Annotated in this window: 27 protein-coding genes; 8 read left to right on the plus strand and 19 right to left on the minus strand. The window is 68.7% G+C overall.

From position 1 onward, the window contains the following. The first annotated feature begins 463 nt into the window (after window positions 1-463). Window positions 464-1,723, plus strand: coding sequence for an isocitrate dehydrogenase (NADP(+)) (gene icd / locus NL114_RS00550; RefSeq protein WP_254822861.1), 1,260 nt, complete (start codon window positions 464-466; stop codon window positions 1,721-1,723). Window positions 1,724-2,410: 687 nt separating this feature from the next. On the opposite strand, the gene NL114_RS00555 is transcribed toward icd, so the two are convergent. Together NL114_RS00555 and NL114_RS00560 are read right to left on the minus strand one after the other, a co-directional pair. Next, on the minus strand, window positions 2,411-3,136 hold the full coding sequence (locus NL114_RS00555; protein WP_254822862.1) for a metal-dependent hydrolase: 726 nt from the start codon (window positions 3,134-3,136) through the stop codon (window positions 2,411-2,413). A gap of 73 nt (window positions 3,137-3,209) precedes the next feature. Next, window positions 3,210-3,734, minus strand: coding sequence for a hypothetical protein (locus tag NL114_RS00560; RefSeq protein WP_254822863.1), 525 nt, complete (start codon window positions 3,732-3,734; stop codon window positions 3,210-3,212). Window positions 3,735-3,830: 96 nt separating this feature from the next. Between NL114_RS00560 and NL114_RS00565 the strand changes: the two genes are divergently transcribed. After that, window positions 3,831-4,283 carry a GNAT family N-acetyltransferase gene (locus NL114_RS00565; RefSeq protein WP_254822864.1) on the plus strand — a complete coding sequence of 151 codons (453 nt, stop codon included), beginning with the start codon at window positions 3,831-3,833 and terminating at the stop codon, window positions 4,281-4,283. Window positions 4,284-4,348: 65 nt separating this feature from the next. Next, window positions 4,349-5,068 carry a hypothetical protein gene (locus tag NL114_RS00570; RefSeq protein WP_254822865.1) on the plus strand — a complete coding sequence of 240 codons (720 nt, stop codon included), beginning with the start codon at window positions 4,349-4,351 and terminating at the stop codon, window positions 5,066-5,068. A 495-nt stretch (window positions 5,069-5,563) separates the two neighbouring features. Here the strand turns inward: NL114_RS00570 and NL114_RS00575 are convergent, their stop codons facing one another. The 13 genes from NL114_RS00575 to NL114_RS00635 form a co-directional block, all read right to left on the minus strand. Continuing rightward, window positions 5,564-5,923 carry a helix-turn-helix transcriptional regulator gene (locus NL114_RS00575; RefSeq protein WP_254822866.1) on the minus strand — a complete coding sequence of 120 codons (360 nt, stop codon included), beginning with the start codon at window positions 5,921-5,923 and terminating at the stop codon, window positions 5,564-5,566. A gap of 87 nt (window positions 5,924-6,010) precedes the next feature. Continuing rightward, the gene (locus NL114_RS00580; RefSeq protein ID WP_254822867.1) at window positions 6,011-6,967 is read right to left on the minus strand and encodes an NAD-dependent epimerase/dehydratase family protein; all 957 of its coding nucleotides are present in this window, start codon (window positions 6,965-6,967) and stop codon (window positions 6,011-6,013) included. 66 nt (window positions 6,968-7,033) lie between these two features. Next, window positions 7,034-8,566 (minus strand): aldehyde dehydrogenase family protein, encoded by a 1,533-nt coding sequence (locus tag NL114_RS00585; RefSeq protein ID WP_254822868.1) that lies wholly within the window; start codon window positions 8,564-8,566, stop codon window positions 7,034-7,036. A gap of 163 nt (window positions 8,567-8,729) precedes the next feature. Then, window positions 8,730-9,467 (minus strand): GNAT family N-acetyltransferase, encoded by a 738-nt coding sequence (locus NL114_RS00590; RefSeq protein WP_254822869.1) that lies wholly within the window; start codon window positions 9,465-9,467, stop codon window positions 8,730-8,732. Window positions 9,468-9,606: 139 nt separating this feature from the next. Continuing rightward, window positions 9,607-11,142 carry a hypothetical protein gene (locus NL114_RS00595; RefSeq protein ID WP_254822870.1) on the minus strand — a complete coding sequence of 512 codons (1,536 nt, stop codon included), beginning with the start codon at window positions 11,140-11,142 and terminating at the stop codon, window positions 9,607-9,609. A gap of 56 nt (window positions 11,143-11,198) precedes the next feature. Continuing rightward, window positions 11,199-11,597 carry a DUF8055 family protein gene (locus tag NL114_RS00600; protein ID WP_254822871.1) on the minus strand — a complete coding sequence of 133 codons (399 nt, stop codon included), beginning with the start codon at window positions 11,595-11,597 and terminating at the stop codon, window positions 11,199-11,201. 19 nt (window positions 11,598-11,616) lie between these two features. Further along, window positions 11,617-13,299, minus strand: coding sequence for an FAD-dependent monooxygenase (locus NL114_RS00605; RefSeq protein ID WP_254822872.1), 1,683 nt, complete (start codon window positions 13,297-13,299; stop codon window positions 11,617-11,619). Next, entirely contained in the window at window positions 13,292-14,962 is a 1,671-nt protein-coding gene (locus tag NL114_RS00610; RefSeq protein WP_254822873.1) for an electron transfer flavoprotein subunit alpha/FixB family protein, read from the minus strand. The genes NL114_RS00605 and NL114_RS00610 overlap by 8 nt, the downstream gene beginning before the upstream one ends. A 2-nt stretch (window positions 14,963-14,964) precedes the next feature. Then, the gene (locus NL114_RS00615) at window positions 14,965-15,837 is read right to left on the minus strand and encodes an electron transfer flavoprotein subunit beta/FixA family protein (RefSeq protein WP_254822874.1); all 873 of its coding nucleotides are present in this window, start codon (window positions 15,835-15,837) and stop codon (window positions 14,965-14,967) included. 367 nt (window positions 15,838-16,204) lie between these two features. Beyond that, complete coding sequence (locus NL114_RS00620; RefSeq protein WP_254822875.1) at window positions 16,205-16,534, minus strand: 4Fe-4S dicluster domain-containing protein; 330 nt, start codon at window positions 16,532-16,534, stop codon at window positions 16,205-16,207. Window positions 16,535-16,598: 64 nt separating this feature from the next. After that, complete coding sequence (locus NL114_RS00625) at window positions 16,599-16,760, minus strand: DUF8014 family protein (protein WP_254822876.1); 162 nt, start codon at window positions 16,758-16,760, stop codon at window positions 16,599-16,601. 68 nt (window positions 16,761-16,828) lie between these two features. Next, window positions 16,829-17,245, minus strand: a complete 417-nt coding sequence (locus NL114_RS00630) for a type IV pilin domain-containing protein (protein WP_254822877.1) — start codon at window positions 17,243-17,245, stop codon at window positions 16,829-16,831. A 77-nt stretch (window positions 17,246-17,322) separates the two neighbouring features. Next, window positions 17,323-17,553 carry a hypothetical protein gene (locus NL114_RS00635; RefSeq protein WP_254822878.1) on the minus strand — a complete coding sequence of 77 codons (231 nt, stop codon included), beginning with the start codon at window positions 17,551-17,553 and terminating at the stop codon, window positions 17,323-17,325. Window positions 17,554-17,899: 346 nt separating this feature from the next. On the opposite strand from NL114_RS00635, the gene NL114_RS00640 reads away from it, so the two are divergent. Next, window positions 17,900-18,847, plus strand: coding sequence for an ADP-ribosylglycohydrolase family protein (locus tag NL114_RS00640; RefSeq protein WP_254822879.1), 948 nt, complete (start codon window positions 17,900-17,902; stop codon window positions 18,845-18,847). A gap of 54 nt (window positions 18,848-18,901) precedes the next feature. Next, window positions 18,902-19,357 (plus strand): acyl-CoA thioesterase, encoded by a 456-nt coding sequence (locus tag NL114_RS00645; RefSeq protein WP_254822880.1) that lies wholly within the window; start codon window positions 18,902-18,904, stop codon window positions 19,355-19,357. A gap of 6 nt (window positions 19,358-19,363) precedes the next feature. On the opposite strand, the gene NL114_RS00650 is transcribed toward NL114_RS00645, so the two are convergent. Then, window positions 19,364-20,437 (minus strand): S66 family peptidase, encoded by a 1,074-nt coding sequence (locus tag NL114_RS00650; RefSeq protein ID WP_254822881.1) that lies wholly within the window; start codon window positions 20,435-20,437, stop codon window positions 19,364-19,366. Window positions 20,438-20,549: 112 nt separating this feature from the next. Next, window positions 20,550-20,825, minus strand: a complete 276-nt coding sequence (locus tag NL114_RS00655; protein ID WP_254822882.1) for a DUF7543 family protein — start codon at window positions 20,823-20,825, stop codon at window positions 20,550-20,552. Between the two features lie 120 nt (window positions 20,826-20,945). On the opposite strand from NL114_RS00655, the gene NL114_RS00660 reads away from it, so the two are divergent. Both NL114_RS00660 and aglF read left to right on the plus strand, forming a co-directional pair. Continuing rightward, window positions 20,946-21,536 carry a J domain-containing protein gene (locus NL114_RS00660; RefSeq protein WP_254822883.1) on the plus strand — a complete coding sequence of 197 codons (591 nt, stop codon included), beginning with the start codon at window positions 20,946-20,948 and terminating at the stop codon, window positions 21,534-21,536. Window positions 21,537-21,675: 139 nt separating this feature from the next. Then, a complete protein-coding gene (aglF, locus tag NL114_RS00665; RefSeq protein WP_254822884.1) occupies window positions 21,676-22,437 on the plus strand; it encodes a UTP--glucose-1-phosphate uridylyltransferase AglF in 762 nt (253 codons plus the stop codon). Between the two features lie 21 nt (window positions 22,438-22,458). Here the strand turns inward: aglF and NL114_RS00670 are convergent, their stop codons facing one another. Then, window positions 22,459-22,887 carry a toxin-antitoxin system TumE family protein gene (locus tag NL114_RS00670; RefSeq protein WP_254822885.1) on the minus strand — a complete coding sequence of 143 codons (429 nt, stop codon included), beginning with the start codon at window positions 22,885-22,887 and terminating at the stop codon, window positions 22,459-22,461. A gap of 3 nt (window positions 22,888-22,890) precedes the next feature. Further along, on the minus strand, window positions 22,891-23,403 hold the full coding sequence (locus NL114_RS00675) for a DUF7342 family protein (RefSeq protein ID WP_254822886.1): 513 nt from the start codon (window positions 23,401-23,403) through the stop codon (window positions 22,891-22,893). 165 nt (window positions 23,404-23,568) lie between these two features. Here NL114_RS00675 and NL114_RS00680 point away from each other — a divergent pair, with 165 nt between their 5' ends. Further along, window positions 23,569-24,555, plus strand: coding sequence for an NAD-dependent epimerase/dehydratase family protein (locus tag NL114_RS00680; RefSeq protein WP_254822887.1), 987 nt, complete (start codon window positions 23,569-23,571; stop codon window positions 24,553-24,555). The last annotated feature ends 58 nt before the right edge of the window (window positions 24,556-24,613 follow it).

Consider the following 24,613-nt stretch of genomic DNA (forward strand, 5'->3'; position numbering starts at 1 on the left):
AAGGGATTCTGACAAATCCATCCAATAATCACGCCGTCGTGTGATTCTGCCGAAATCGGGTATCCGGCTGAAACCGGCATTATAGAAGGTTAGAGCGCATTTAATACCGTCACACTATGGTCTGGGTTTCGTTTGGACGGTTGGATTGGACCCCTGGACGGTTGGACGACCGGATGGGCACTGGCACCGGCAGCGGCGGACGCGTGTGGACGGACAGCGGACGGTGGACGGCGGACGGTGGACGGCGGACGGTGGACGGTGGACGGACCTGTACGGCTCCGCCCACGGCCCCGAGACGTGACAGGCCACCGGTTGAACCACACGGCTACGAGGGCCCGCGCCACACCAGGGAACGGGAGAATACCCCTCGAAACCCGTGGCTGTCCGGGTCGTTCATGGTCGTTCGTGGCGTTGAGACGGCGAGAGCGGTACTAATTTGTCCCGACCCTTCGTTGCGCCGGCTATGTCATACGACAAGGTGGACGTTCCTGCCGACGGGTCGCGGATCGAGGTGGACGACAACGACGAGTTCGTCGTCCCCGACGACCCGGTCATCCCCATCATCTACGGGGACGGTATCGGAGTAGACGTCGGCCCGGCAGCCCAGAAGGTACTGCAGGCCGCCGCGAACGCGACCGGCCGCGAGATCAACTGGATGCGCGTCTACGCGGGCGAATCCGCCCGCGAGAAGTACGACGAGAACCTGCCCGAGGACACGCTGGAGGCGATGCGCGAGTACAAGGTCTCCATCAAGGGGCCGCTCACGACGCCGGTCGGCGCGGGCTTTCGCTCGCTGAACGTCGCGCTCCGGAAGAAGCTCGACCTCTACACCAACGTCCGCCCGACCTACCACCTCGACGGCGTCCCCTCGCCCGTGAAGGCGCCCGAGCAGATGGACATGGTCACCTTCCGCGAGAACACGGAGGACGTCTACGCCGGCATCGAGTGGGAGGCCGGGACCGACGAGGTCGAGAAGGTCCGCGAGTTCATCGAGGAGGAGATGGGCTACGACGCGACCATCCACGACGGCCCGGTCGGTATCGGCATCAAGCCCATCACGGAGTTCGGGACGAAGCGGCTCGTCCGCAACGCCATCGACTACGCCCTCGAGCGCGACCGCGACTCGGTCACGCTGGTCCACAAGGGGAACATCATGAAGTTCACCGAGGGCGCGTTCCGCGACTGGGGCTACGAGGTCGCAGAGGAGGAGTACGGCGAGGAGGTCATCACGGAAGACACCCTCTGGAACGAGCGCGACGGCGAGCCGCCCGAGAACGCCGTCGTGGTCAACGACCGCATCGCGGACAACATGCTCCAGCAGATCCTCACGCGCACGGACCAGTACGACGTGCTCGCGATGCCGAACCTGAACGGCGACTACCTGAGCGACGCCTGTGGCGCCCAGATCGGCGGCCTCGGCATCGCGCCCGGCGCCAACCTCGGTGACGGCCGGATGCTCGCCGAGCCGGTCCACGGCTCCGCCCCGAAGTACGCCGGGCAGGACAAGGTCAACCCCTCCGCGCTTATCCTCTCGGGCCGCATCATGCTCGAGCAGATGGGCTGGCTCGACGCCGCGGACCTGGTTCGGGATGCGGTCGAGGCGACCATCTCGGCCGGCGAGGTCACCTACGACATCCACCGGCAGATCGACGGCGGCGAGAAGCTCGCCTGCAGCGAGTACGCCGAGCGGGTGGCCGAGCGGATCCACGAGATGGCCGAGTAAGTCGCAGATAGAGGCGCTTAGAACTTTTTATCGATTATTACCCGATTATTCCTGTCATATCTACAATATCTCTGGGGGAACCGTTGACCTCTCGCGGCCGCAGCGAACGGGGACGCAGGCCTACGAACGACGACCCACGGACACCACTCCCCGGAAACCGACCTGATGTGACCACGGCAGCGCCGTGCCGGCGCTGCCGACGTAGCCGTGTTGGTCAGTCGGACTCGTGAGCCTCACACCTCCCCAGCCGCCTGCAGTGCTCGCTGGCGCTGCGCGCTTCGGCCCTCGCGCGCTTAGAGCCGGCAGCCCCGCCACCTGTGCGAGCGAGTTGAACTCGCTCGCGGGTTCCGGGGCTGCTGCCAGCGCACGCCGGTTGGACTGACGGGGATGCGCGACCCCCGACATTCCACGGGCCGGGAGCGCGTGCCGAGCGGCTTGCCCGCGAGTGCCGCGCGACCTGGGGAAGGGCAGGGGCGCCACGCCCGTGCCACGTTCGATCCCCTGGCGGACTCGAAGGGCAAGCGGTCTCGACCCATCCCGGGCGACGCAAGGACCGCAGGCCGAACGGAGTGAGGCCGAGGACCGCAGCGAGCCCCGGATGGTCGAGAGCGCGAGGGCTTCGTAGCCGTCTTCGTCGCGGCAGTTGGAGGCAGAAGTAGAAAATCAGGAAGCGTACGCTTCTAGCCGTTACTCAAGCGTGAAGCTCTCGTCGCCCTCGAGGACGTGCACGTCAGCATCCGACCCCGTCGCCTTGACCTCCTTCACGAAGTCGTCCGTGTCGATCTCGATGGGCGGGAAGGTGTCGTAGTGCATCGGGAACGCGTGGTCGACATCGAGCCAGTCGACGGCGATGGCGGCCTGCGTCGGGCCCATGGTGAAGTGGTCGCCGACCGGGACGGCGGCGGCATCCGGCTCCAGGTACGGGCCGATGACGTCTTTCATCTCGCTCATCAGGCCCGTGTCGCCGGCGTGGTAGAACGCCGTGGAGTCGGGGTCGGCCTCCTGGGTCGGCTTCGTGTCGCTGATGACGAAGCCCGTCGGCATGCCGAGGTCGTACTCGTAGCCGGTCATCGCGCCGTTGGTGTGGTCGGCCCGATGCATCGTGACGAAGGCGTCGCCGCACTCGACGGTGCCGCCGATGTTCATCCCCATCCCGCCGACAGCCTCGTCGATGCCGAGTTCGGCCTCGGCGTACGCCGCGAGTTCGGGCACCGCGACGAGCGTGCTGTCGGCGAACTCCCCGGCGTGGGCGATGTGGTCCTCGTGCGCGTGCGTGAGGAGGAGGTAGTCCGGGTCGTCCACGTCGCTCGGGTCGAGCGAGGTCTGCGGGTTCCCGAAGAACGGGTCGATGAGGAGGCTCGTGTCACCGACCTGTACGTGCCAGCAGGAGTGTCCGTGCCAGGTGAGTTCCATGACACGAGCGGTTACTCGCGGCTCCGTCTTAACGGTTCAGGGAGGCGCCGTCACCGACCGACGGCGGGGGCGCTCAGGCGAGGTCGGCCCCGCACGCCGGACAGAAGTTCTCGGTCCCGTCGAGGCCGTTCCCGCAGTCCGGACAGTCGGGCTCGGCGGCAGGTTCGGCCGCCTCGCGGACGCCCTCGGGCAGGTCCTCGGCGGGCGGCAGCGCGACCGCCTCGGCGCCCGCCTCCGGCACCGCGTCGGGGTCGACGAGGTCCGTCTCCACCAGCCGCGCGGCGACTGTCGCGACGGCGGCCTCGGCGTCCGCGCGCGAGTCAGCGTCCGCGACGACCAGCTGTCCGGTGCCGAAAACGAACACCGTCGCGGGGTCGCCCTGATAGACGACGCCGGGGAAGGTGTCGGGCTGGTAGGTCGTGGCCTCGATGCCGAGTTCCAGCGTCGCCATGTTCGTGTCGACCGCGGCGTCGAGCGCGAGCGCGTAGACCGGGTCCGTAACCTCGACCTCCGGGACGTCCGCGAGGTCGATGCTGGCCAGCCCCTGCACGTCGAGGCCGTCGAGGGCGACGAGCAGGCGCGCGCGGTCGGCAGTCATACGGGTAACTGGGAGCGGCCGGGCAAAAGGCGTGCCGCTTACCGACAATCACGCCGGGGCGAGAGGGTTTTGTCCGGCGCCGTCCTGCGTGGGGGCATGAGCGACCCACGCGTCGAACTGGTCACCGACGAGGACGGCCTCGACGCCGCCATCGCGGTCCGACGCGAGGTGTTCGTCGAGGGGCAGGGCGTCCCCGAGGACCGCGAACTCGACGGGCGTGACGACGAGGCCACCCACGTCCTCGCCCGCGACGGGGACGCCGTGGTCGGGACGGCCCGCCTGCGCGAGTACCACGACGGCGAGGGGGACGAGCCACGGACCGCGAAGGTCGAGCGGGTCGCCGTGCGCGACTCCCGGCGCGGCGAGGGCTGGGGTGCCCGCATCATGGCCGCCGTCGAGGACCACGCCCGCGAGCAGGGCTACGACCGGGTCTACCTCCACGCGCAGGTCCCCGTCGTCGCCTTCTACGAGCACCTCGGCTACGAGGCCCACGGCGAGGAGTTCGAGGACGCGGGCATCCCGCACCGCGAGATGACGAAGGCATTGTAGCCGACTGCGCCGACCTCCGCTCGTTCGGCGGAACGGCCTTGCCTCCGGTGGCCCTACTGGGAGATATGCAGGAGTACGTCCCGGCAGACGTCCACGTCCCGCCGGGCGAGGAGGGCCGGACCGACAGGTTCCGCGTCTACCGGAACCTCGCGGCGATTCCGCACGTGAACCTCTACGGGACGACGAACGGGCGGCTGTTCAGTGTCTACCGGGACGGGTACGATGACGAGTTGCAGGCCACCGTCGACGGCCTCAGCACGGGCGATTGCGTCGTCGCGACGGTGCTTGGTGACCCGGACGACCCCGACGAGGCGTGGCGCGTCGTCCGGGCGATACGCGACGACACGCTCAGCACGTCGGTGGCGTTCGCACCGGGCGTCGACCCCGAGCGCCTGCCGGCGCCGGTCACCGAGGCCCCGGACCTGCGCGAGCGAGCCGCGGTGGAACCAGTCGGTCGCGTGCTGGAGCACGAGGGCCAGCCCGTGGGAGAGGTGTGGTGTCAGCCACGCGACCCGCTGCCCCACGACGCCTTCCTGCTGAACGTCCTCGTCGGGCAGGTCCCGATGGAGTCACACCTCGACGGGCTCCCCAAAATCGAGGCACTCCCGGCGGAGGTGCTGGTCCTCGACACCGCGACGCCGAGCGACACCTCCTACGACCTCCCCTTTGGCGTGTTCGTCTTCCTCACCGAGGCGGGCGAGGCGCTCGGCGACGAACTCCGCGAGCGCTACGGCCTCCCGCTGGACCGCGACGCCGACACCCGGCCGGACATCGACCCGTACTGAGGCCGTCGTCGGGGGCTGTTCGGGACCGCGCCAGTGACACCAGCAACAGAACCGCGCCAGTGACACCAGCAACAGAACCGCGCCAGTGACACCAGCAACAGAACCGCGCCAGTGACACCAGCAACAGAACCGCGCCAGTGACACCAGCAACAGAACCGCGCCAGTGACACCAGCAACAGAACCGCGCCAGTGACACCAGCAACAGAACCGCGCCAGTGACACCAGCAACAGAACCGCGCCAGTGACACCAGCAACAGAACCGCGCCAGTGACACCAGCAACAGAACCGCGCCAGTGACACCAGCAACAGAACCGCGCCAGTGACACAGACACGGGCCACTGCATACGCGCGCCGAAGGCGCGCGTTTCACCGGCACGAGGCCGCTTCGCGGCCGAGTGCCGGCCTTTTTTCTGAACGTTTTTTGCGCAAGTGGTTCCGCAGGCGGGCCGGCTCCGCCGGCCCGCCGAGGAAACCCGCAGCGCAAAAAAGCTCGAGTTAGTACTCCTCGTACGCCAGCGTCATGATGTACTGCGAGAACTGGTCGCTGGTGGCGTCGATCTCCTCGTCGCCGATGAAGGGGCTCAGCATGTCGCCGGCCATCAGCAGCGAGAAGTCCAGGTCCCGGGGGTCGTGGACCGGCTCGATGTGGTAGGTGTTGTGCCCCTCGTAGACGGTCTTCTCGCGCTCGATGAGGCCCTTCTCCTCGAGCGACTCCAGGATGCGACTCCCCTTGCGGGAGTCGACATCGAGTTCCTTCCAGAAGTCGCTCTGGTGGATGCTGCCGATCTGCCGGATCAGCTCCAGTCCGGCCTGCTCGTCCTCGGAGAGGTCCGCCTCTTCGTCGGCCGTACTCATCGTACGAGGCGAGGAGACGACCCCCCATAAGACTGTTCCACCGCGCGTGCGGGCCGAGCGGTCGCGTCCCTGTCCGAGGGTGTGCCCTCAGACCGATTCGTCGAGGCCGTAGACGCCCTCGTCGAGCAGTTCCCGGGTCGCCCGCCGGACGGCGTCGTCGCTGGAGCCGGGCGCCTCCCAGCCCAGCCCTGCGAGTTTCTCGACCGAGAGTCGCATCCGGGGCACGTCGCCGGTCCAGCCGCGGTCGCCGCCCGTGAACTCGTAGTCGGGGTCGAGCCCCATCTCGTCGGCCACGATGTCCGCGATGGTCTTGACCGAGGTGGTCGTGCGTGTCCCGAGGTTGTACGTGTTGACGGGCTGGTCGGCGTGCTGGACGACGTGACACATCGCGTCCACGCAGTCGGCGACGTGGAGGTAGGACTTCTCCTGCCGGCCGTCACCGAGTATCTCCAGCGTGCTCGGGTCATCGCGGAGTTTGCCGATGAAGTCCGGGACGACGGCGCCGAGCTGGAGCCGCGGGCCGACGATGTTAGCAAAGCGGAACGACCAGACCTGGAAGTCGTGGCTGTGGGCGTACACCGAGAGGAGCGACTCCTCGGCGAGTTTGGCGGCGCCGTAGACACTGATGGGTTCCAGCGGCGCGTAGTCCTCGGGCGTCGGCCGCGGGGCCTCGCCGTACACCGTCGACGAGGAGGTGAAGGCGACCTGCCGGACGTCGACCTCGTCCATCCGCTCGATGACCCGGCGCGTCAGCTCCGTGTTGACGGTGAACTGCTCGGTGTCGTCCCGGGAGGCGTCCTTGTCGGCCGCGAAGTGGAAGACGATGTCCACGTCCGGGGTGATGGCCTCGGCCACGACCTCGGGGTCCGTGAGGTCGCCCTCGACCAGTTCGGCGCCCTCGGGCACCCAGTCGGGCGAGGAGTTCGAGAAGCGGTCCGCGATACGGACATCGGCGTCGTACTCGGCGATGAGGTGTTCGGCGAGGTGCGAGCCGACGAAGCCCGCGCCGCCGGTGATGCAGACCCGCGCGTTCTGGAGGTCCATTACCGGGGGCGTGGCGGTGTCGGGGCAAGTGGCTTCTGGTCGCTGGGAGCCGGCGCCCGACCCCGTCTAGTCGTCCTCGGTCTTGATATCCGCCGAGAGCCCCTGCGCCATCTGGATGTCCTTCGAGTTGTTCACCGTGAACGCCGTGCGCTCGGTGACGGCCTCGATGACCTCCCTGGCGGAGGGGTAGCCGTTGCCGGACTTCTTGACGCCGCCGAACGGGAGCTGGACCTCCGCGCCGATACACGGCAGGTTCGCGTACGCCAGGCCGAGTTCCGCGTGGTCGCGGTAGTGGTTGATCTCGCGGTAGTCCTCGGAGATGACGGCGCCGGCCAGACCGTAATCCGAGTCGTTCTGGATGGCCACCGCCTCCTCGATATCGCCGTCGTACTCGACCAGCGCGACGTGCGGGCCGAACACCTCCTCCTGCAGCACCCGTTTGGGGTTCTGGGGGTCGTAGTCGATCTCGTAGACGAACGGCCCGACCCAGTACCCGTCCTCGGCGCCGTCCGGAATCTCCTCGCTGTCGAGGGCCTCGCGGTCGACGAGGACGGTCGCGCCCTCCTCGCGGGCGAGGTCGTTGTAGCGGCCGAACTTCTCGACCTGACTCTCGTCGACGAGCGGTCCCATGAAGGTGTCCTCCTCGAGCGGGTCGCCGACGGCCACGGACTCGGCGAGGTCGACGAACCGGCGCTTGAAATCGTCGTACACGTCCGTGTGGACGATAAGGCGCTCGCTGGAGACACAGCGCTGCCCGGTCGTCTTGAACGAACTCATCACCGCGGAGTGGACCGCGATGTCCAGGTCGGCCTCGGCGGTGACGACGATGGCGTTCTTCCCGCCCATCTCGCAGGCCGCGAGCTTCCCGGGTTCGCCGCCGACGCGGGAGGCGATCTCGTGGCCGACCTCCGCACTCCCGGTGAACAGCACCGTGTCGACGCGGGGGTCGTCGACGATCTCGCCGCCGGCCTCACCGAACCCCTGGACCATGTTGAACACGCCGTCCGGGACGCCCGCGTCGGCCAGCATCTCCGCGACAATCTCTCCACACCACGGCGTCTGCTCGGCGGGTTTCCAGACGACGGTGTTGCCCTCGACCAGCGTGACCGCCATGTGCCAGAAGGGGATGGCGACCGGGAAGTTCCAGGGCGTGATACAGCCGACGACGCCGCGGGGCTTGCGCCGCATCGAGGCGTCCTTGCTGGCGATCTCGCTCGGGACCACGTCGCCGTGCGGGTGCCGGGCGTTGCCGGCAGCCCACTCGACCATGTGCGCGGCCTCGACCACGTCCGCGCGGCCCTCGGATATCTCCTTGCCGCACTCGCGCGTGACGACCTCGCCGAGTTCGTCCGTGCGGTCACGGAGTTCGTGGTAGACATCCCACAGGACCTCCGCCCGGTCGATGTAGGACATCCCGCGCCACGCCTCGGACGCCTCGTCGGCGGCCGCGAGCGCGCGGTCGACATCCGACGGGGTGGCCACCGGGTACTCGCCCAGGGACTCACCGGTCGCCGGGTCGATGCTCTCGAACGTCTCCTCGCCTTCGCCGGCGACCCACTCGCCGTCGATGTAATGGCCGGAGGAGCTATCGTTGGCCATATCCGGCAATATCTGCGGGCGGCATATAACGTTGGGCCTCGAGTGGGGGCGTTCAGCTGGTCGTGCGGAGCAGGAGGTGAGGAGGCTAACGGATGACTCGGTGATACAATCACTTGAGGAGACGGCTCCCGGTCCGACCACCGGAGGGAGTAGACTAGCCCCGCTACGGCCAGACCGCCATCATCACCTCGTCGACGTACTCGTCGTCGATGCGGTAGTGGCGTTCGCGGACGGCCTCCGTCTCCCAGCCGTGGTCCTCGAGCCACTCCATACCGCGCTCGTTGGTGGCAGGCACGGAGTTGTAGAGCTTCTCGTAGCCGTTGTCGCGGGCCCAGCCGTAGGCTCGCTCCATGAGTTCGCTCCCGATGGTGTTGCCGCGGTACTCGGGAACGACACCGACCGTCAGCTCCGCGGTGTGGTCGAGGCTGTCGACCTCCGGGTGGTCGAGATTGACCCAGCCGGCGACCTCCCCCTCGACGGTCGCGACGAAGAAGACGCGCGACCGGACCTCGTTGTGCCGGAGGAGGACATCCTCGTGGTCGACCGTGTCCGCGACGGTCTCGCCGACGATGTACGTCCGGTCGGCGAGCGCGGTCCGGATGGCCTCGACCAGCCCGTCGAGGTCGTCCTCGTGGGCCTGCCGGATGGTGAACTCCACGTCGCCCCCGGAGTGGATCTCAACCTCGGCATCCTCGAACGCCAGGCGGAGTTCGTCCTCCGCCTCGTCGCGCTCGATCACGCCCTCACGCCGCAGGATGGCGACGTGGTGGCCGAAGGCCGTCTCGTCCATGTTCAGCGCCGCCCGGGCCTCGTCATAGTCGACCCGCCCGTTGCGCTCGATGTAGTCGTAGATGTCCTTGCGGTCCCGGTGGTCGAACTCCAGGTCGTCACTGAACTGCATGTGGACTGCTACCATCACCCAGTACTTAACGTTTTTTGCCGGAAAATCGCTGACGGCTCGCTCGTGGCTCCAGCAGCCGGCTTCCGGAGGGGTCCATCGTGGACCGGCCCTGCCACGTCCTTGACCGGCCCGGAGCGACTCACTCGCGCGTCCCAGTGGCGAGGGCATCGCGCAACGAGCCGCCGAGCCGGGCGATGCCGCCGGCGACCGTGGTGCCAGCCCGCGCCAGGGCTCGTTCGCCCCGGGCCAGTGCGTCGCGTGTCCGGGCCGCCACGGTCCGGAGCCCGGCAGCCAGGGCCGCGAGGCGACGCGCCGTCGCGTCGCCGGTCCGCCGGAGCCGGCAGTCCGCGAAGACGGCGACCGACGCCAGCAGGACGCTCGTCGCGAGGCCGTAGCGGCGGACGCTCCCGGCAGTCGAGCGGGCACCGGCCGCTACCGCTACCGCCGTCCGGCGAGTCGCCACCGCTGTACGCGTGGCCCCACGGACACCTGCACGGCCGGCGCTCCGGGCACCCCCGCGGACCCGGTCTCCGACCCGCAGCAGACGGTCCCGACCGGTGGCCGCCCGCCGACCCACCCCTCTGCCAGCAGCCACGGGCCGCCGGTCGTCGGCAGCCGCGCGCTCCTCGATTCGGCCGTCGGTCCGGGGTGCCGTGGTCGTCCGGAGGTCCGCCAGGATGGTCTCCGCGACGTATGGCGCGCCGTTCTCGTGTCCGGTCGGGTCCGGTGGGTCGGCCACGGCCTCGAGGACATCGAGCGGCTCCTCGGCCACGGTGAATCCGGCAGTCTCGTCGTCGCGAAGCCGGTCGGCGACGGCTTCCTGCTCGTCCGTCGCCGGGTGGACGACACACGGCGTCCCCGCGACGGCGGCGTCCATCACCGTCGAGTAGCCCGAGCAGACGACGACCTCGGCGTCCCGGAGATACGGGAGCAGCGACGGGACCGGCTCCCAGTCGTCGCTTCCGACGTCGATGACGTCGTATCCCTCGCGTTCGAGCGCGGTCGCGATGCGGCCCAGCTCGGAGTAGTGGCTCGGCACGACCACCACGTCGGCACCGTCGCGGTCGCGGCTCTCTCCCTCCAGCGCGACCGGGGGGACCCGGGTCGCGCCCTCGGGTGCCAGTCCGGCGGCCGGCCACACGGCCGGGTAGAAGAACGCCTCGGCGGCGGAGACCTGGAAGGAGGTGTGGAACGCGGCGCCCGCCCGCTCCAGCCGGTTCCGGTAGAGCCCCGGCATGTCGTGTTTCAGGACGTACAGCGGCACGTCGATACGGAGCGCGGCCATCGCCGCGAACATGTCGTCGGTGACGAGTGCGTCGGGCGCCGTCTCGCGGAGCCAGTCCACGTAGTCGGCGATGCGGTTCGCCGAGGCCGGGAGACTGCCGGTCAGTACCTGCCGGACCGCGCCGTCCTGCACGGTGTCGATGAAATCGACGTTGGTGGGTTCGAACGCGTCGTAGCCGTTGAGCGCGACGAACCGGGAGCCCGCTCCGCCGCCGGCCATCCGGACCGTCGCGCCCCGGGTCTCCAGTTCGTCCGCGATGGCCAGCATCCGGGTCGCGTGGCCGGCTCCCTCGGGGTAGTGGGCGACGGCGATCGTCGGCTCGCCGCTCGAATCTGACGGCGGCCGGTGGGACTGCAGGCTGTCCGTGGCGGGCTGGCTGGGGGAGGGCATCGGGTGGGGATGGCCCGCCCAGCGGCATAAATCCCCCCCGACCCGGACGAGCAGGCCTACTCCGCGGGCGTCGCGTCCGGCCGGGCGTCCCGCTCGGGGACCTTCGTCAGCACCTCGGCCGTGTGTCGGACGTTCTCCGTGCGGACGAGGATCTCGGCAGCCTCACGGACGGTGAACTCGGCGTCGATGTCAGCCCCGTGGCAGGCGGCGTACAGCTCCAGCCAGTCGTTCATGGCCGACTCCAGCGCCGCGAACGCGTCGCGTTCGAACCGGACCTGCTCGCCGCCGCCGGTCCGGGCCTCGAGATACAGCGCGATAGCGGGGCCGGCTCCCTCGCGGAGATACTCCAGCGCGCGCTCCTCGTCCGGCGGGTCGGCCGGTGGGTCGAACGCCGCCCGGTCGCGCTCGGCGCGGCGGGCGAGGTCGGCGATGCGGTCGTGGTAGGGGTCGGTCATGTGGTGGGAGCGGTCCGTGTTAGCCCTGCTTGAACTCGACGCCCTTCCCGCCGGCAGGATGCTCCCAGTCGGTGTCCGCGACGATGGCACAGGTGCCACACTCGACGCAGGGCTGGGTGTCGAGGCTGACGACGCGTTCCTCGTGGCCGTTCGTCTGGACCGTCTCCTCGCGGTAGCAGCCGCCGCCGAAGTCGCGGGCGCTCACCGGACAGGCCGACACCGCGGCACCGCTGGCGTCCCAGGAGTTGTCCTTCACCTCGATGTGCGGGTCCCCGACGTCGTAGGTCAGGTCGCCGATGCGGTCGTCGAGTTCAGGGGGCTCGACGTGGCTGGTGGCGTGGACCTCGCCACCCAGCTCCTCCGCGATGACCGTCGGCACCGTCACGTACGGTACCTTCGTGTCCGGCATCAGCGAGAGGATGGTGGGGTTCGCGAACAGCTTCTCCAGCCCCTTCGTCCCGAGCGCGCGGATGCCGAGGCGGCCGACCGGTGACTCGACGAGCGACTCGGCGAGCCGGGTGGCCGTCTCGTTCTCCGCGAGGGGCGCGATAGTCTCGTAGGCCTCGGGGCGGAGCTTCTGCATCGTCCCCGAGTCCTCGAGCTTCTCGGTGTAGCGCTCGCCAGCCGAATGGGGGCGGCCCGCGCGTTTGGCCTCGGCGAACGCCTCGGCGGCGAGCGCGCCCGCTGTCACGGCGTGGTTCATCCCCTTGATGACGGGCCCCTGGGCCTGCATCTGCCCGCCGGCGTCGCCGACGAGGACGAGCCGGTCGCGGTGGGGCGACCGGTGGGCCACCTTCTTCGAGTCGGGGACGAGCTTCGCGGAGTACTCCACCTCGTCGTAGTCGTCGCCAAGCCAGTCCGCCAGCAACGGGTGCGTGAGGAGGGCATCCAGCAGCTCGTGGGGTTCGGCCTCCTCGGCGACCAGGCTGTCGAGGTGGAACACCGTCCCGATGGAGAGGGTGTCCTGGTTGGTGTAGAGGAAGCCGCCGCCGCGCACGTCCTCGAAGATGTTCCCCGAGAACAGGTGCGCGACACCCTCGCCCTCGCCGACGCCGAACCGGTCGGTGATGGCGTCCTCGGGCATGTCGACGATGGCCTTGACGCCCTGGAACCACTCGTCGGGCTCGTCCCAGTCCATCAGGCCGGCGTCGCGCGCGAGTTCGGAGTTGACGCCGTCGGCGGCGACGATGAGGTCGGCCGTGATGGGCTCGATCTCGTCGCAGGTGACGCCGACGATCTCGCCGCCGTCGCGCAGCAGGCCGTTGACGCGGACGTCCGTGAGGACACCGCCGCCGGCCTCGCGGGTCTTCTCGTGGACCCGCTGTTCGAGCCAGGAGTCCATCGTCCGGCGCAGGACCGCGTCGGACCACTCGGTATCGTGCTCGTGGAGCTCGGTGATGTCCAGCGACTTCACCTGCGACCCGGCCATGTTGTGGATGTGGTACTCCGTGATGGGTCGCTCGGCGGCCTGCTCGCGGAAGTCCGGGAACAGGTCGTCGATGGTGTACGGGGCCGACTCCTCGGCGTAGATGAGGCCGCCGGAGACGTTCTTCGAGCCGGCCTCGACGCCGCGCTCGAGGACGAGCGTCTCCACGCCCTCCTCGGCCAGCTTGGCCGCGGCGGCGGCTCCGCCCGGGCCACAGCCGACGACGAGCGCCTCGTAATGCTCGTACTCGTCGGTGTCGATGGCACTCTCAGTCATCGGTCGCACCTCCGGCCTCCGCGACGGCACCGATCGATTCGCCCGATTCCAGCGCCTCGGTCATGGCGGGCAGGACCTCGAAGAGGTCGCCCTCGATGAAGTAATCAGAGAAATCCACGATGTCTGCGTCCGTGTCGGTGTTGATGCTGATGATGGTGTCCGATTCGTCCATGCCGACCTTGTGCTGGACGGCGCCGGAGATGCCGGCGGCGATGTAGACGGGCGGCTCGACCACCTGCCCGGACTCGCCGATCTGTCGCTCCTCGGTGATGTACTGCTCGACGTGGCCCTCGAACTGGTAGGAGGCCGTGATGACCCCTCGCGAGAGCCCGAGGTCGGCATCCTCGAAGGCGTCGACGAGGTCGACCCCGAGCTCGATGCCCTTGCTCGGGTCGTCCCCGATACCCCGACCGAGGGCGACGACGACCTCGCGGCCGGTGAGGTCGACGCCCTCGTCGAGCTGGTCGTGGTCGGTCACGTCGACGGAGAACCAGCCGTCGTCGAGGGGCGCGTCCCACTCGACCACCTCGCCCTCGCGCTCGGGGTCGGGCTCCGGCACGTCGAACGCGCCCGGGATGACCGAGCCACCCTGTGGGTGGAACTCGCGGTCGGGCTTGTCCAGACAGAGGATGGTCGAGTACTCGAAGCCCGAGAAGTCCGGCCGCTTCATGTGCAGGACGCGCTCGAACTCCTTCTTCGTGCCCGGCTCGCCCGTCTTCGCCGGGTTCGAGATGAGCACATCCGTGATATGAAGGTCCGAACAGTCCGAGGCGAGCCCGGAGTCGAGTTCGGCCTGCACGGTCGCGGAGAGGTCGCGGCCGTTGTTCGTCGCCGGGAACAGGACGTAGCGTGGCTCGTCGTAGCCGTGCCACTCCACGTCCGGCCGGTCCTCGCGGCCGTGCGGGTGACCGGTGCCCCGCGCGGCGTCGACGAATATCTCGGTGTACGGCTTGTGGAGGAACCGGTCGAGCCGCGGGTCCTCCTGGTACAGCGCGACGTCGGCGCCGTACTCGATGGCGAGCTCGGCCTGTTCCTGGATGTCCTCGCCCACGACGAGCGCGATGACCTTCTCGTCGGCATCGTAGTCGTCGTTGTAGTCGTCCATGAGCTGCCGGGCCTTCCCCAGCATCTCCTTCGAGACGTCGATGAGTTCGCCCTGCTGGGTCTCACAGTAGACCCACATGTCGCGGTACTCGCCGTCCTCGACGGCGCGGACGTGGCGCTTGTCCGCGGTCGGATGGTCGAGGTCGGGGTGGCGCTCCTCGGGTGTCTTGGGTTCTTCCTCGGCCGCCTCCTCGTCGGCGTCTTCGTCCTCCGTGACGGAATCGAGGCGGTTCTGTATCTGTGTCTTGACGCCACCGCGGTCCTCGCCGGCCTCCTCCGTCTCGAGCAGCTCGCGGAGTTCGTCGGGGTCGTCGATGTCACGGATGGCGTTGGCCGCCTCCGCCGTCGACATGTCGGTGAGGTCGGGCAGGCCGTCCGGTTCCTCGTCCTCTTCCTCCAGCTTCTCGATGCGGCTCTCGATGACCTGCTTGACCGGCGCCCGGTCCTCGCCCGCTTCCTCGGCCTCGAGGATGGCGCGCAGTTCGTCGGCGTCGTCGATGGCCTGGACCTTCGGACCGATCTCGGAGATGTCGTGCTCTGAGGGGTCGAATTCAGGCATGGTCAATCACCCGCCGCCTCGCTGGCCCCGGCGGCGTGGGGTTGCAGTTCCTCGAGCACCGATTCCATCCCCTCGGCGTCGTCGGCATCGACCATCGTGGCCTCGCGTTCCGCGGGCGGCTTCGGAATCGGGTCGACGGACTCGACGATGGTCGGTGAGCCGTCCAGCCCGATGAAGTCCGGGTCGAGGTTGAGCGCCTCGTGGTTCCAGACGGTGAGGTCGTCCTCGAAGTCGGGCGCCCGCTCCTGGGTGTCCGCGCGGAGGTCCTTGTGCGTGAGTCGCTCGCCCGCCGTTCGATAGGAGGGCTCGAACTCGGGGTCCATCACGATGAGGGCCGGCATCGGCGCCTCGACGGTCTCGATCTCCTCGATATCACCCTCGACGAGCCGCTTCACGCGGACGGTCTCGCTCTCCTCGTCGACGTCCAGCGCGACGACGTGGGTGACCATCGGGATGTCCAGGCCCCACGCCGTCTGCGGCCCGGTGTGGCCCGTCTCCCCGTCGGCCGTCTTGAAGCCCGCGAACAGCAGGTCCGGCATCTCCTCGAGCTTCTCGATCCCCGTCGTCAGGGTGATGGCCGTCGCCCACGTGTCGGCCGCGGCCATCTCGCGGTCGCTCAGCAGGTAGAGGTCGTCGGCGTACACCGACTCCATCGCCTCCTGGAGCACCTCCTTGTACCCCGGAGGGCCCATGCTCATCACGCTCACGGTCCCGCCGTGGCGGACCTTCGTCTGGAGCGCCCCCCGGAGGGCGTGCTTGTCGTTCGGATTCATCACCGTCGGGGTCTTGCCGCGCTCCAGGTGGCCGTCCTCGTCGAACGAGACCTGGCCCTCCCTGAAGTCGGGGACCCCCTTGGTCAGAACTACCGTGTGCATCGGTATCAAATCACCTTCGGGCAGTGACTCCCCCGGCATCCTAATAGCTCTTTATTATGTCTCTGGACTGTAACTACCAGCCCGTTGCCGACAGTGCGGGGCGGCCGTATTCACGGTCCAGAACCTCGCCCTCACGCGATTTACCCTCGCTCGAAGCGATACAGTAAGCAATCATTCATTTCGTGGCCCGGGCGCTTCGTGCAGTTATTGCCGGAAAGCGTCACGAGAACGGCAGGAATCGTTCCGGCGTCGGCCGGGGGACGGTCGTCCGCTTCCGGAACGGGGCCTCTCGGCTGTCGGACAGAATTCGCACCGAGCGGGTGTCCGCGACGTGGTCGTCGGGGAGAGAACGGCTACCCGGCCGCGGCTAGCTCCGGCCTTCGCGGCTGGGGTCCACGTCGATGGCGTCGACGGGGCAGACGTCGACACAGATCATGCAGTCGATACAGGAGGCCTCCTCCGCGGGGTCGGCCTTGATCTCGCTCTCGGGGTGGCCCGGCGTGTCGACCCACTCGAACACGTCGACCGGGCAGTCCTCGAGACAGGCGCCGTCGGCGAGACAGATGTCGAAGTCGACGGCGACGTGTGTCCCGTGGATACCCAGCGTCTCGGGTTCCTCGACGGGGCCCCACACGTCGTGTCCGTTGTGTTCGTCGACGACTTCGCGCGTATCCTCGAACTGGGGGTCGATGGCCATTGTCGGTTGGTAGCATACCGGGAAGGGACTTAAACTTGTACCCGAAGGGCCCACCGTGTGCGGGTCAGGGCCACTCCTCCTCCCGCCCCTCGATGGGTTCGGCGACCACGCCGTCCCGTGTCGCCATCCCGCGTGCGTGCGCCGTGCAGACCTCCCGGTCGGCGTCCCAGGGGATGCGCAGGCGAACCGCCGCCTCGCGGTCACAGTCCGGCTCGGCGCAGGTCACGACCGTCGCTTGCACCCCGTCGGTTACAATCGTTCCGGCGTGCGGTCGGGCCGCGTCAGGGCGTCGCCCTACTGCTCCCAGGTGGCGAGCGTGGTCGAGTCCCCGTTGGGGCCCTCCCAGACGACCTTGACCGTGTCGTCGCTCCCGACGCCGGTCGCGGTGTACGTGGCTCCGGCGCTGAAGTAGTCATCCGTGTCGGTATCCCCCGTCCAGTCGGGCGTCTTCGGCCCGTTACTGTGGCCCTTGATGGTGACCCGGTCCTCGCGAACCTCGTCGCCGTTCGCGTGCGTGATCTCCAGCGTGCTCGCGCCGGAGTCGTAGTCGAACTCGAACTCCGCGTTGGGTGCGGTGTCCATCTTCCGTTCCTCGAGGCCAAGTGCGAATCCAGCTACGATAGTGGCCAGGACGACCGTGATGGCGACCATCAGGATGACCCCGATGACCGGGGAGACCCCGTCGTCTGTCCGCACGTGTCCGAGGTGCATACCCACCCATGACACTGGTCCGTATTTGTGATTCGGCACGTATCGAGGGTCGAAACGGGCGCTTCGAGGGGCCGAGTTCAGGTATCGGGGGCCTCCCAGATGGTCAGGGTGGCCGAGTCGTCGTCGTTGGCCCAGAGGACGCGGATTTCGTCGTTGGAGTCGATAGCGACGCTCGTCGTGCTGCCTGCCGAGATATCGGTCGGGTTGCCGCTGGTACAGGCGGTCCATGTCTCGGAGCTGCCACCATCGCTAATCGTCACCTGGTCCGCGGGAATCTCATCGTCGCTCGCGTGGGAGATATCGACCATCCGGATGACCTGGATAAATCAACGCACCATCCAGAACACCGGAGGGCCAGGGCAAGATACAGGCATCCTCCCCTCGTAGGAGATGGTGATGGACCAGTGTGACCGGTGCGGCGGGTCGGTTGCCCCGGGTGGAGAGTGGATCGAAGTGAACCACCACCACGCCCACATGACCTTCGGAAGCGCGTTCTGCTGTGGGGCGTGTGCCGCCGCCTATCTCGAGGACGGCCTGGAGGACGGTATCGAGGACCGGGTCGGGTCGGAGACGGACGGCTTCGAGGCCTGAACCGACCGGCGGGCCGTGAGATTCGTCAGATGGTTTTTGCGGCGGGCACCCCTCGGCTCGACCATGAGTGACGGCGGCACGAGCGACCGTGCGAGGGGTGTCCTGCTGGGACTGGCGTGTGGGGACGCGCTCGGTCGTCCGGTCGAGTTCGAGACACCCGCGAGGTTCGAGACACCCGCGAGCATCGAGCGCGAGCACGGCCGCGTGACCGAGATGCTGGGACACGGCACCCACGGGCAACCCGCGGGAACGGTGACCGACGACACCGACCTGGCCCTCTGTATCGCCCGGAGCCTCCGCGACCGCGAGGGGTTCGACCCGGCGGACGTGGCCGAGCGGTTCGTCGCGTGGCTCGACGGCGGCCCGTTCGACATCGGGGTGACGACCCGGGAAGCTATCGGGAGCCTCCGGAACGGGACCCCACCGGACGAGGCCGGCCAGCGCGTGTGGGAGCGCCGGTCGGAGGGGAGCAACGCGGGCAACGGGAGCGTGATGCGCTGTGCACCCCACGCGCTGGCGTATCACGCGGACGACCGGCTCTTCCGGGTGAGTCGCGAGTCCTCGGCCATCACGCACGCCGACCCGCGCTGCATGTGGGGCTGTGCGGCGCTGAACCGCGTGCTGTCGGCGCTGCTCGACGCGGCCGCGCCCGAGACGGCCGTCGAACGGGCGCTCGACGGAATCGGGGACGCGCCCGCGGCGCTCCGCGACGCCGTTGCGGGTGCGACCGACCGCGACCCCTCGCTGCTCTCGGCCTCGGGGTACGTCGTCCACACGCTGGAGACGGGCCTCCACCACGGTCTGACCGCGCCGAGCGCCGAGGAAGCCATCGTCCGGGCCGTCAACATGGGTGACGACGCCGACACCGTGGGTGCCGTGACGGGAGCCGTCGCCGGCGCGCGCTTCGGCGCGACGGCGCTTCCCGAGCGATGGCTCGACCACATCGACGAAGCCGAGGCGTTGCGGTCGCTCGCGGATGCCCTGCTGGCGCTGGACCCTGCCCGGCCCTGACCTGGACCGCTCGGACATCGAAACCGACGTGACCGCCCGCGGTCCAGCGTCGGTATGAGCCTCGATTCGACCCTCGACGGGACGCCCGCGGTCCCCGACGAGTTCGCCTACACGACGACGCTTCCGGTCCGCTACCGCGACACGGACACGATGGGGCACGTCAACAACGCGGTGTACGTGACCTACTTCGAGCAGGCGCGCATCGACTACTTCGACGCCGTGCTGGACATCCCGCTGGAGGAGCGCGAGATGGTGCTGGCGAACCTCGAGATGGACTACCGGCGCTCGGTCACGACCGACGACGAGTACGTGACCGTCGCGGTCCGGACCCCGTCGCTGGGCACGCGGAGTTTCCCGACGGTCTGTGAGATGTACACGCCCGACGGCGACCTGGCGGCCGAGGGGTCCAGCACGCTCGTGGTCGTCGATGGCGAGGGCGGCACCCGTCCCATCCCCGACGCGTGGCGCGAGGCGCTGGTGGCGTTCGAGCCGGCGCTGGACGAGGCGTAGTCGCCGTCAGCCCTCGAACGCCGGGAACGCGACCCGCTCCGCCGCAGTGTCGACCACGCACCGCCCGCCGACGGGCACGGGAACGACGGGGTGCGTGTGGCCGACATCGAAGTTGCCGACCACCGGCACGTCGGGGTTGTACTCCGCGACGAGGTCCGCCACGAGCTCGGTCTGCGTCTCGCGGTAGTCGGCGCGTGCCTCCGGCCCGGGGTCCTCGAACGGGTTGCGAGCCTTCGCGCGGCCGTGGAGCACGGCGTCGACGGCGTCGAGGACGCCGCGCTCTCCCAGCCCGAGAAGCACGCGCTGGACATCCGGCGGTTCGGGGAGCCCCTCGGCGGTCTCGAGCAGCAGCACGCAGCCCTCCAGCGCCGCCACCGGGGGCATCGTGCGGTCGGCCGCGAGGACGGTGTCGACCACTTCGAGGCAGCCACCCCAGACGCGACCGTCGGCGGGTTCGTCGCCACCGCGCCACTCCCAGCCGGGATTGGGTTCCCGTTCGAGCGGCTCGTCCAGCGCGTCCGGCTCGTTCCAGTCGCGGTCGTGGTCGGAGAACTCGTCAGCCGGACGGACGGCGCCGAGGTGGTCGTCGAACAGCGCCCGCCGCACGTGCTCGGCGGTGTAGTCGAAGACGCCGCCAGCGGCCGCGAGGTCGGTCATCAGCGTGCCGCCGTAGAACGAGACCACGCCGGCCTGCCACAGCAGGCTGTGGAGGTGCGTGTTGTCGCTCGTCCCGAGGAACCGGGTCGGATGCTCGCGGAGCACATCGCCGTCGAGGTGTTCCAGGATACGGACCTGGTCGTTCCCGCCGATGGTCGCGATGACGGCGCCGATGTCGGGGTCGCGGAACGCCGTCTCGATGTCCTCGGCGCGTGCCGCGGGATTGTCGGCGAGCCAGTCGTCGTCCTTCCGGGCGGTCGGGTACTCGACGGGGTCGAGGTCGAACCGCTCGCGGAGGGTCCGGAGCCCACGGTCGAGGACGTGCGGGTAGCGCGCCGCGGCACCGGATGCGGGGGCGACGACGGCGACACGGTCCCCCGACTCGACGGGCGGCGGAACGATGACATCGGCCGGCGAGGGCATGGCCGCACGTTGGCATCCCGGCCGGCATAGGCGTTCGGGGAGTGTGGGAGCCGGTCAGACCGACACGCGCGGGCAGGTCGTCACACGCGGTCGGGCTGTCCCGCGCCAGCTGTCACGCGCCGTCCACGTCCTCGGTCGCCCCGCTCGCGGTCCCGTCGTTCTCCTCGCGCCACGTGGCGGCCAGGTCGAGCGCGCCGTCGCGGGCCGCCACCGTCTCGCGGTGGTAGTACTGACCGTCGGGGGCCTGCGTCAGCCGGTCGAGCGTGACCGCCCAGGCACCCGTGGCCGTCTCGCGGACGACCACCCGCGCGTAGCGGTCGGCCCGTTCCCACTCGACACGGCTCGACCCCTCATCCCCGGGGTCGCCGGCGACGACGTGCCACTCCATACCGGCGTCTCCACCGGACCGGTGAAAGCTTCCGGGGGACCATACCTGCCGTCCGGACGGGGACACCGACGCCCATCCGCGGGCGAGACGCTTACGGGGGTCGGCCCCGTGTGATGACGTGTGAACAACTCGCGGCTCCTGCTGGGGATGACCGCCGTGTTCGCGGGGCTGGCGGCCCTGATGGTCGTGCTGGCGGCCGTGTTCCAGGACCCGGTGCCGCTGTTCGTCGCGGCAGCCTTCGGCGGCGCCAGCTACCTGTTCTGGTACCAGGGGAGCGGGAAGCTCCGCACCTCGCTGTACGAACGGGTCGAACGGCGCGCCCGGGCGAACAGCGGCCGGAAGCGCCGCGGTCGCGCCGACGGTGGTCGTGGCCGGCGCGGCGGCCGGGGCCAGGGTGGTGGCGGGTTCGGCGCCGGCCCCCGCGAGGAGTGGACGCCGCCGGGTGGCCGCGAACGCTGGGAGTACCGGTACCAGCAACGCCAGCGGGGCCCGGGCGGCAGTCGCGGCCGGGCCGGCGCCCAGATGGCAGCGCGCGACGGCCCGACGGACGGCGAGGCGTACGCCACCCTCGGACTGGAACCCGGCGCGGACGAGGCCGACGTGAAACGGGCCTACCGCCGCCTCGTCAAGGAGACCCACCCCGACACCGACGACGGCGACGAAGAGGCGTTCAAGGAGGTCACCGAGGCGTACGAACACCTGACAGACTGAGACATCCGATATCACTCATACTCTCGAAATTTTCCAGAGAGGTGCACCAACATCCTCCTAAAATCCAGCATATGCCAATAATCGCACCCTGTCATCCCGAGCGGGAAGGTATTTAGCCCACAGGACACAGCCACGAAGTATGAAAGCAGTCGTCATCGCGGCGGGCGAGGGGACGCGGCTCCGCCCGCTCACCGAGGACAAACCGAAGGGACTGGTCGAGGTCGCCGGGAAGCCGATTCTCACGCACTGCTTCGACCGGCTGGTCGAGCTGGACGCCGACGAGCTGCTGGTCGTCGTCGGGTACAAGAAGGAGAAGATCATCAGTCACTACGGCGACACGTACGAGGGCGTGCCCATCACGTACTGCCACCAGCGCGAGCCGCTCGGCATCGCGCACGCGCTCCTGACCACCGAGGAGCACATCGACGACGATTTCATGATGATGCTGGGGGACAACATCTTCGACGCGAACCTTCAGGACGTCGTCAACCGCCAGCAGGAGGACCGCGCGGACGCCGCCTTCCTCGTCGAGGAGGTGCCGTGGGACGAGGCCTCGCGCTACGGGGTCTGTGACACCAACGACTACGGCGAGATCGTCGACGTGGTCGAGAAGCCCGACGACCCGCCCTCGAACCTGGTGATGACGGGCTTCTACACGTTCACGCCGGCCATCTTCCACGCCTGCCACCTCGTCCAGCCCTCGGGCCGCGACGAGTACGAGATATCAGACGCTATCGACCTGCTCATCAAGTCCGGACGGACCATCGACGCCATCCGGATGGAGGGGTGGCGCATCGACGTGGGCTACCCGGAGGACCGCGACGAGGCCGAACGGCGGCTGGAGGAGGGCTACGAGGCGGAGGTAGCGAGCGAGGCCGAGGAAGCGGAAGCGACGGAGTAACGACTCGAGTGGTGAGTATCCCTACCCACGCCACCGTTCCTCGATCCGGTTCTCGATATCGTCCAGTACCAGTCGGACCACCTCACGGTAGTCGTTCGGCCAGGATCCGTCCTCTCCCGGAGTCGCTGCATCCGGCGGTGGGTGGAAGTGCTCCCGATCGTTGTGCGGGTTCGGGTGCCGATCCCATCGACACTCCCAGCTCTCGTTCCCGCCGGCCTCGCGGTAGTGGATGCTGAAATCGTCGTTCGTGTACCAGCGAATCGTTAGTGTGGCGTTCGTCTCGCTACCCGGATAGTACGCCTCCGAGAGGGTTATCAGTAACTCGATGTGACCCGCTTCGTCGGAAAGGTGGGCGTCCGCGACCTGTCGCGTCGTGCGCAGTCGGTCCCGGAGGAGTTCCAGAACGGACCGGTCGATGGGGACACCCGCCCCCGCTTCGTCGTCCGCCATCGGTCAGGGTGATGCCCGCCCACTGGCGTCCGCAACCTGCTGTCGGGCGCGCTCGTGGAGTCGCCGCTCGTGGATCGCCGTGGCCCAGTCGTTCAAGTCGGCGTACACCTCGTCGATATCACCGTCCGTCTCGAGCGCGTCGACCTCGCTCGGGTGGGTAGCGTCGTACCGTCGCTGGTACGTCTCGATCTGCTCGGTCAGGTCCGCGACACGATCTCGGAGTCCTTCCGGAGTGTGACTAGCTGCGAGGTCGTTCACCCGCCGCCACTCGAAGTACGCGTCGTTGCGCTCGTAGGTCACTGGCCGCCCGTCGTGGCGCGTAGCGACGCCGAGATCGGTGAACCAGCTCAGGTACTTGCGGGCAGTCTTCGGGTCGCAATCGGATTGCTCGGCGATCTCCGAGACGCTGGTCGGGTTCCGCGTCTGCAGCAACGTCCCGTAAATCCGCTGCTCGACATCCTCACCCTCGAACGGGTCCTCGAACGGAGGTGGGCCGTCCGTCTCCGGTTCGGTCATATCCTCCGCTATCGCCTGAATGGGTATAATTCTTTACTCGAGGAATAATATACGCCATCTGGCGGATCGTTGCTGTATGCCCGGATTCGGAACCGCATCGACGACTTCGCGGACGAATGAGTCCGTCCCGACACCTTTGTAGCCCATCCCCGACGACACGGCGCCATGCAGATTCTCGTGACGGGCGGCGCGGGCTTCATCGGTGGCCACCTCGCCGAGCGGTTCCTCGCCGAGGGCCACGACGTGACGGTCATCGACGAGATGCATCCCTACTACGACCTGGGCATCAAGGAGCGGACGCTGGAGGTCCACCGCGAGACCGCGGCCGACGCCGGCACCGACTACGAGTTCGTGAAGGGCGACGTGCGCGACGCGGACCTCGTCGCGGACCTCGTCGGCGACGCCGACTACGTCTTCCACCAGGCCGGTCGTGCGGGCGTTCGCGACAGCGTGGCCGAGCCGCGTGTCTACGACGAGGTGAACGTCGACGGGACGCTCAACATCCTCGACGCGGCCCGCGCGAGCGACGTGGAGCGTATCGTCATGGCCTCCTCGTCGTCCGTGTACGGCGTTCCCGAGTACCTCCCGTACGACGAGGTCCACCCGACGACACCGGTATCGCCGTACGGCGCCTCCAAGCTCGCGGCCGAGCGCTACCTGTGTGCCTACAGCGAGGTGTACGACCTCCCGGCCGTCGCGCTGCGGTACTTCACCGTCTACGGCCCGCGGATGCGCCCGAACATGGCCATCACGAACTTCGTCTCGCGCTGTACGAACGGCGAGCCGCCGGTCATCTACGGCGACGGCACGCAGACGCGCGATTTCACCTACATCGACGACGTGGTCGCGGCGAACCTGTCGCTGCTGGAGACGGACGCCGCCGACGGTGAAGCGGTCAACATCGGGTCGACGGACAACATCGAGATCCGCGAACTGGCGGCGGTCATCCGCGACGAGATCGACCCCTCGCTGGAGTTCGAGTTCGACGACCGCCACTCGGCCGACGCCGAGCACACGCACGCCGACGTGAGCAAGGCCGGCGAGTTGCTGGGCTACGAGCCGACCCACGACATCCGCGAGGGCGTCCGGAAGTTCGTCGACTGGTACCGGACGAATCGGGACTGGTACGAGCCGCTGGTCCGGGCGTCCTGACCGTTTCAGCCCCGGACGAACGCGTCTGACACTCCCGTTGCACTTATCGGCCGTCGTG

The organism is Haloglomus halophilum, from assembly GCF_024298885.1.
GTDB lineage: Archaea > Halobacteriota > Halobacteria > Halobacteriales > Haloarculaceae > Haloglomus > Haloglomus halophilum.

What these genes read in the sequence shown, in the direction of transcription:
- NL114_RS00570 (WP_254822865.1), top strand. Translation starts at nt 4,349, where the DNA reads ATGCAGGAGTACGTCCCGGCAGACGTCCACGTCCCGCCGGGCGAGGAG.
- NL114_RS00645 (WP_254822880.1), top strand. Translation starts at nt 18,902, where the DNA reads ATGAGCCTCGATTCGACCCTCGACGGGACGCCCGCGGTCCCCGACGAG.
- NL114_RS00585 (WP_254822868.1), bottom strand. Translation starts at nt 8,566, where the DNA reads ATGGCCAACGATAGCTCCTCCGGCCATTACATCGACGGCGAGTGGGTC.
- NL114_RS00595 (WP_254822870.1), bottom strand. Translation starts at nt 11,142, where the DNA reads ATGCCCTCCCCCAGCCAGCCCGCCACGGACAGCCTGCAGTCCCACCGG.
- NL114_RS00610 (WP_254822873.1), bottom strand. Translation starts at nt 14,962, where the DNA reads ATGCCTGAATTCGACCCCTCAGAGCACGACATCTCCGAGATCGGTCCG.
- icd (WP_254822861.1), top strand. Translation starts at nt 464, where the DNA reads ATGTCATACGACAAGGTGGACGTTCCTGCCGACGGGTCGCGGATCGAG.
- NL114_RS00565 (WP_254822864.1), top strand. Translation starts at nt 3,831, where the DNA reads ATGAGCGACCCACGCGTCGAACTGGTCACCGACGAGGACGGCCTCGAC.
- NL114_RS00640 (WP_254822879.1), top strand. Translation starts at nt 17,900, where the DNA reads ATGAGTGACGGCGGCACGAGCGACCGTGCGAGGGGTGTCCTGCTGGGA.
- NL114_RS00600 (WP_254822871.1), bottom strand. Translation starts at nt 11,597, where the DNA reads ATGACCGACCCCTACCACGACCGCATCGCCGACCTCGCCCGCCGCGCC.
- NL114_RS00615 (WP_254822874.1), bottom strand. Translation starts at nt 15,837, where the DNA reads ATGCACACGGTAGTTCTGACCAAGGGGGTCCCCGACTTCAGGGAGGGC.
- aglF (WP_254822884.1), top strand. Translation starts at nt 21,676, where the DNA reads ATGAAAGCAGTCGTCATCGCGGCGGGCGAGGGGACGCGGCTCCGCCCG.
- NL114_RS00650 (WP_254822881.1), bottom strand. Translation starts at nt 20,437, where the DNA reads ATGCCCTCGCCGGCCGATGTCATCGTTCCGCCGCCCGTCGAGTCGGGG.
- NL114_RS00575 (WP_254822866.1), bottom strand. Translation starts at nt 5,923, where the DNA reads ATGAGTACGGCCGACGAAGAGGCGGACCTCTCCGAGGACGAGCAGGCC.
- NL114_RS00605 (WP_254822872.1), bottom strand. Translation starts at nt 13,299, where the DNA reads ATGACTGAGAGTGCCATCGACACCGACGAGTACGAGCATTACGAGGCG.
- NL114_RS00675 (WP_254822886.1), bottom strand. Translation starts at nt 23,403, where the DNA reads ATGACCGAACCGGAGACGGACGGCCCACCTCCGTTCGAGGACCCGTTC.
- NL114_RS00555 (WP_254822862.1), bottom strand. Translation starts at nt 3,136, where the DNA reads ATGGAACTCACCTGGCACGGACACTCCTGCTGGCACGTACAGGTCGGT.
- NL114_RS00560 (WP_254822863.1), bottom strand. Translation starts at nt 3,734, where the DNA reads ATGACTGCCGACCGCGCGCGCCTGCTCGTCGCCCTCGACGGCCTCGAC.
- NL114_RS00635 (WP_254822878.1), bottom strand. Translation starts at nt 17,553, where the DNA reads ATGGTCGATATCTCCCACGCGAGCGACGATGAGATTCCCGCGGACCAG.
- NL114_RS00620 (WP_254822875.1), bottom strand. Translation starts at nt 16,534, where the DNA reads ATGGCCATCGACCCCCAGTTCGAGGATACGCGCGAAGTCGTCGACGAA.
- NL114_RS00580 (WP_254822867.1), bottom strand. Translation starts at nt 6,967, where the DNA reads ATGGACCTCCAGAACGCGCGGGTCTGCATCACCGGCGGCGCGGGCTTC.
- NL114_RS00590 (WP_254822869.1), bottom strand. Translation starts at nt 9,467, where the DNA reads ATGCAGTTCAGTGACGACCTGGAGTTCGACCACCGGGACCGCAAGGAC.
- NL114_RS00670 (WP_254822885.1), bottom strand. Translation starts at nt 22,887, where the DNA reads ATGGCGGACGACGAAGCGGGGGCGGGTGTCCCCATCGACCGGTCCGTT.
- NL114_RS00630 (WP_254822877.1), bottom strand. Translation starts at nt 17,245, where the DNA reads ATGCACCTCGGACACGTGCGGACAGACGACGGGGTCTCCCCGGTCATC.
- NL114_RS00680 (WP_254822887.1), top strand. Translation starts at nt 23,569, where the DNA reads ATGCAGATTCTCGTGACGGGCGGCGCGGGCTTCATCGGTGGCCACCTC.
- NL114_RS00655 (WP_254822882.1), bottom strand. Translation starts at nt 20,825, where the DNA reads ATGGAGTGGCACGTCGTCGCCGGCGACCCCGGGGATGAGGGGTCGAGC.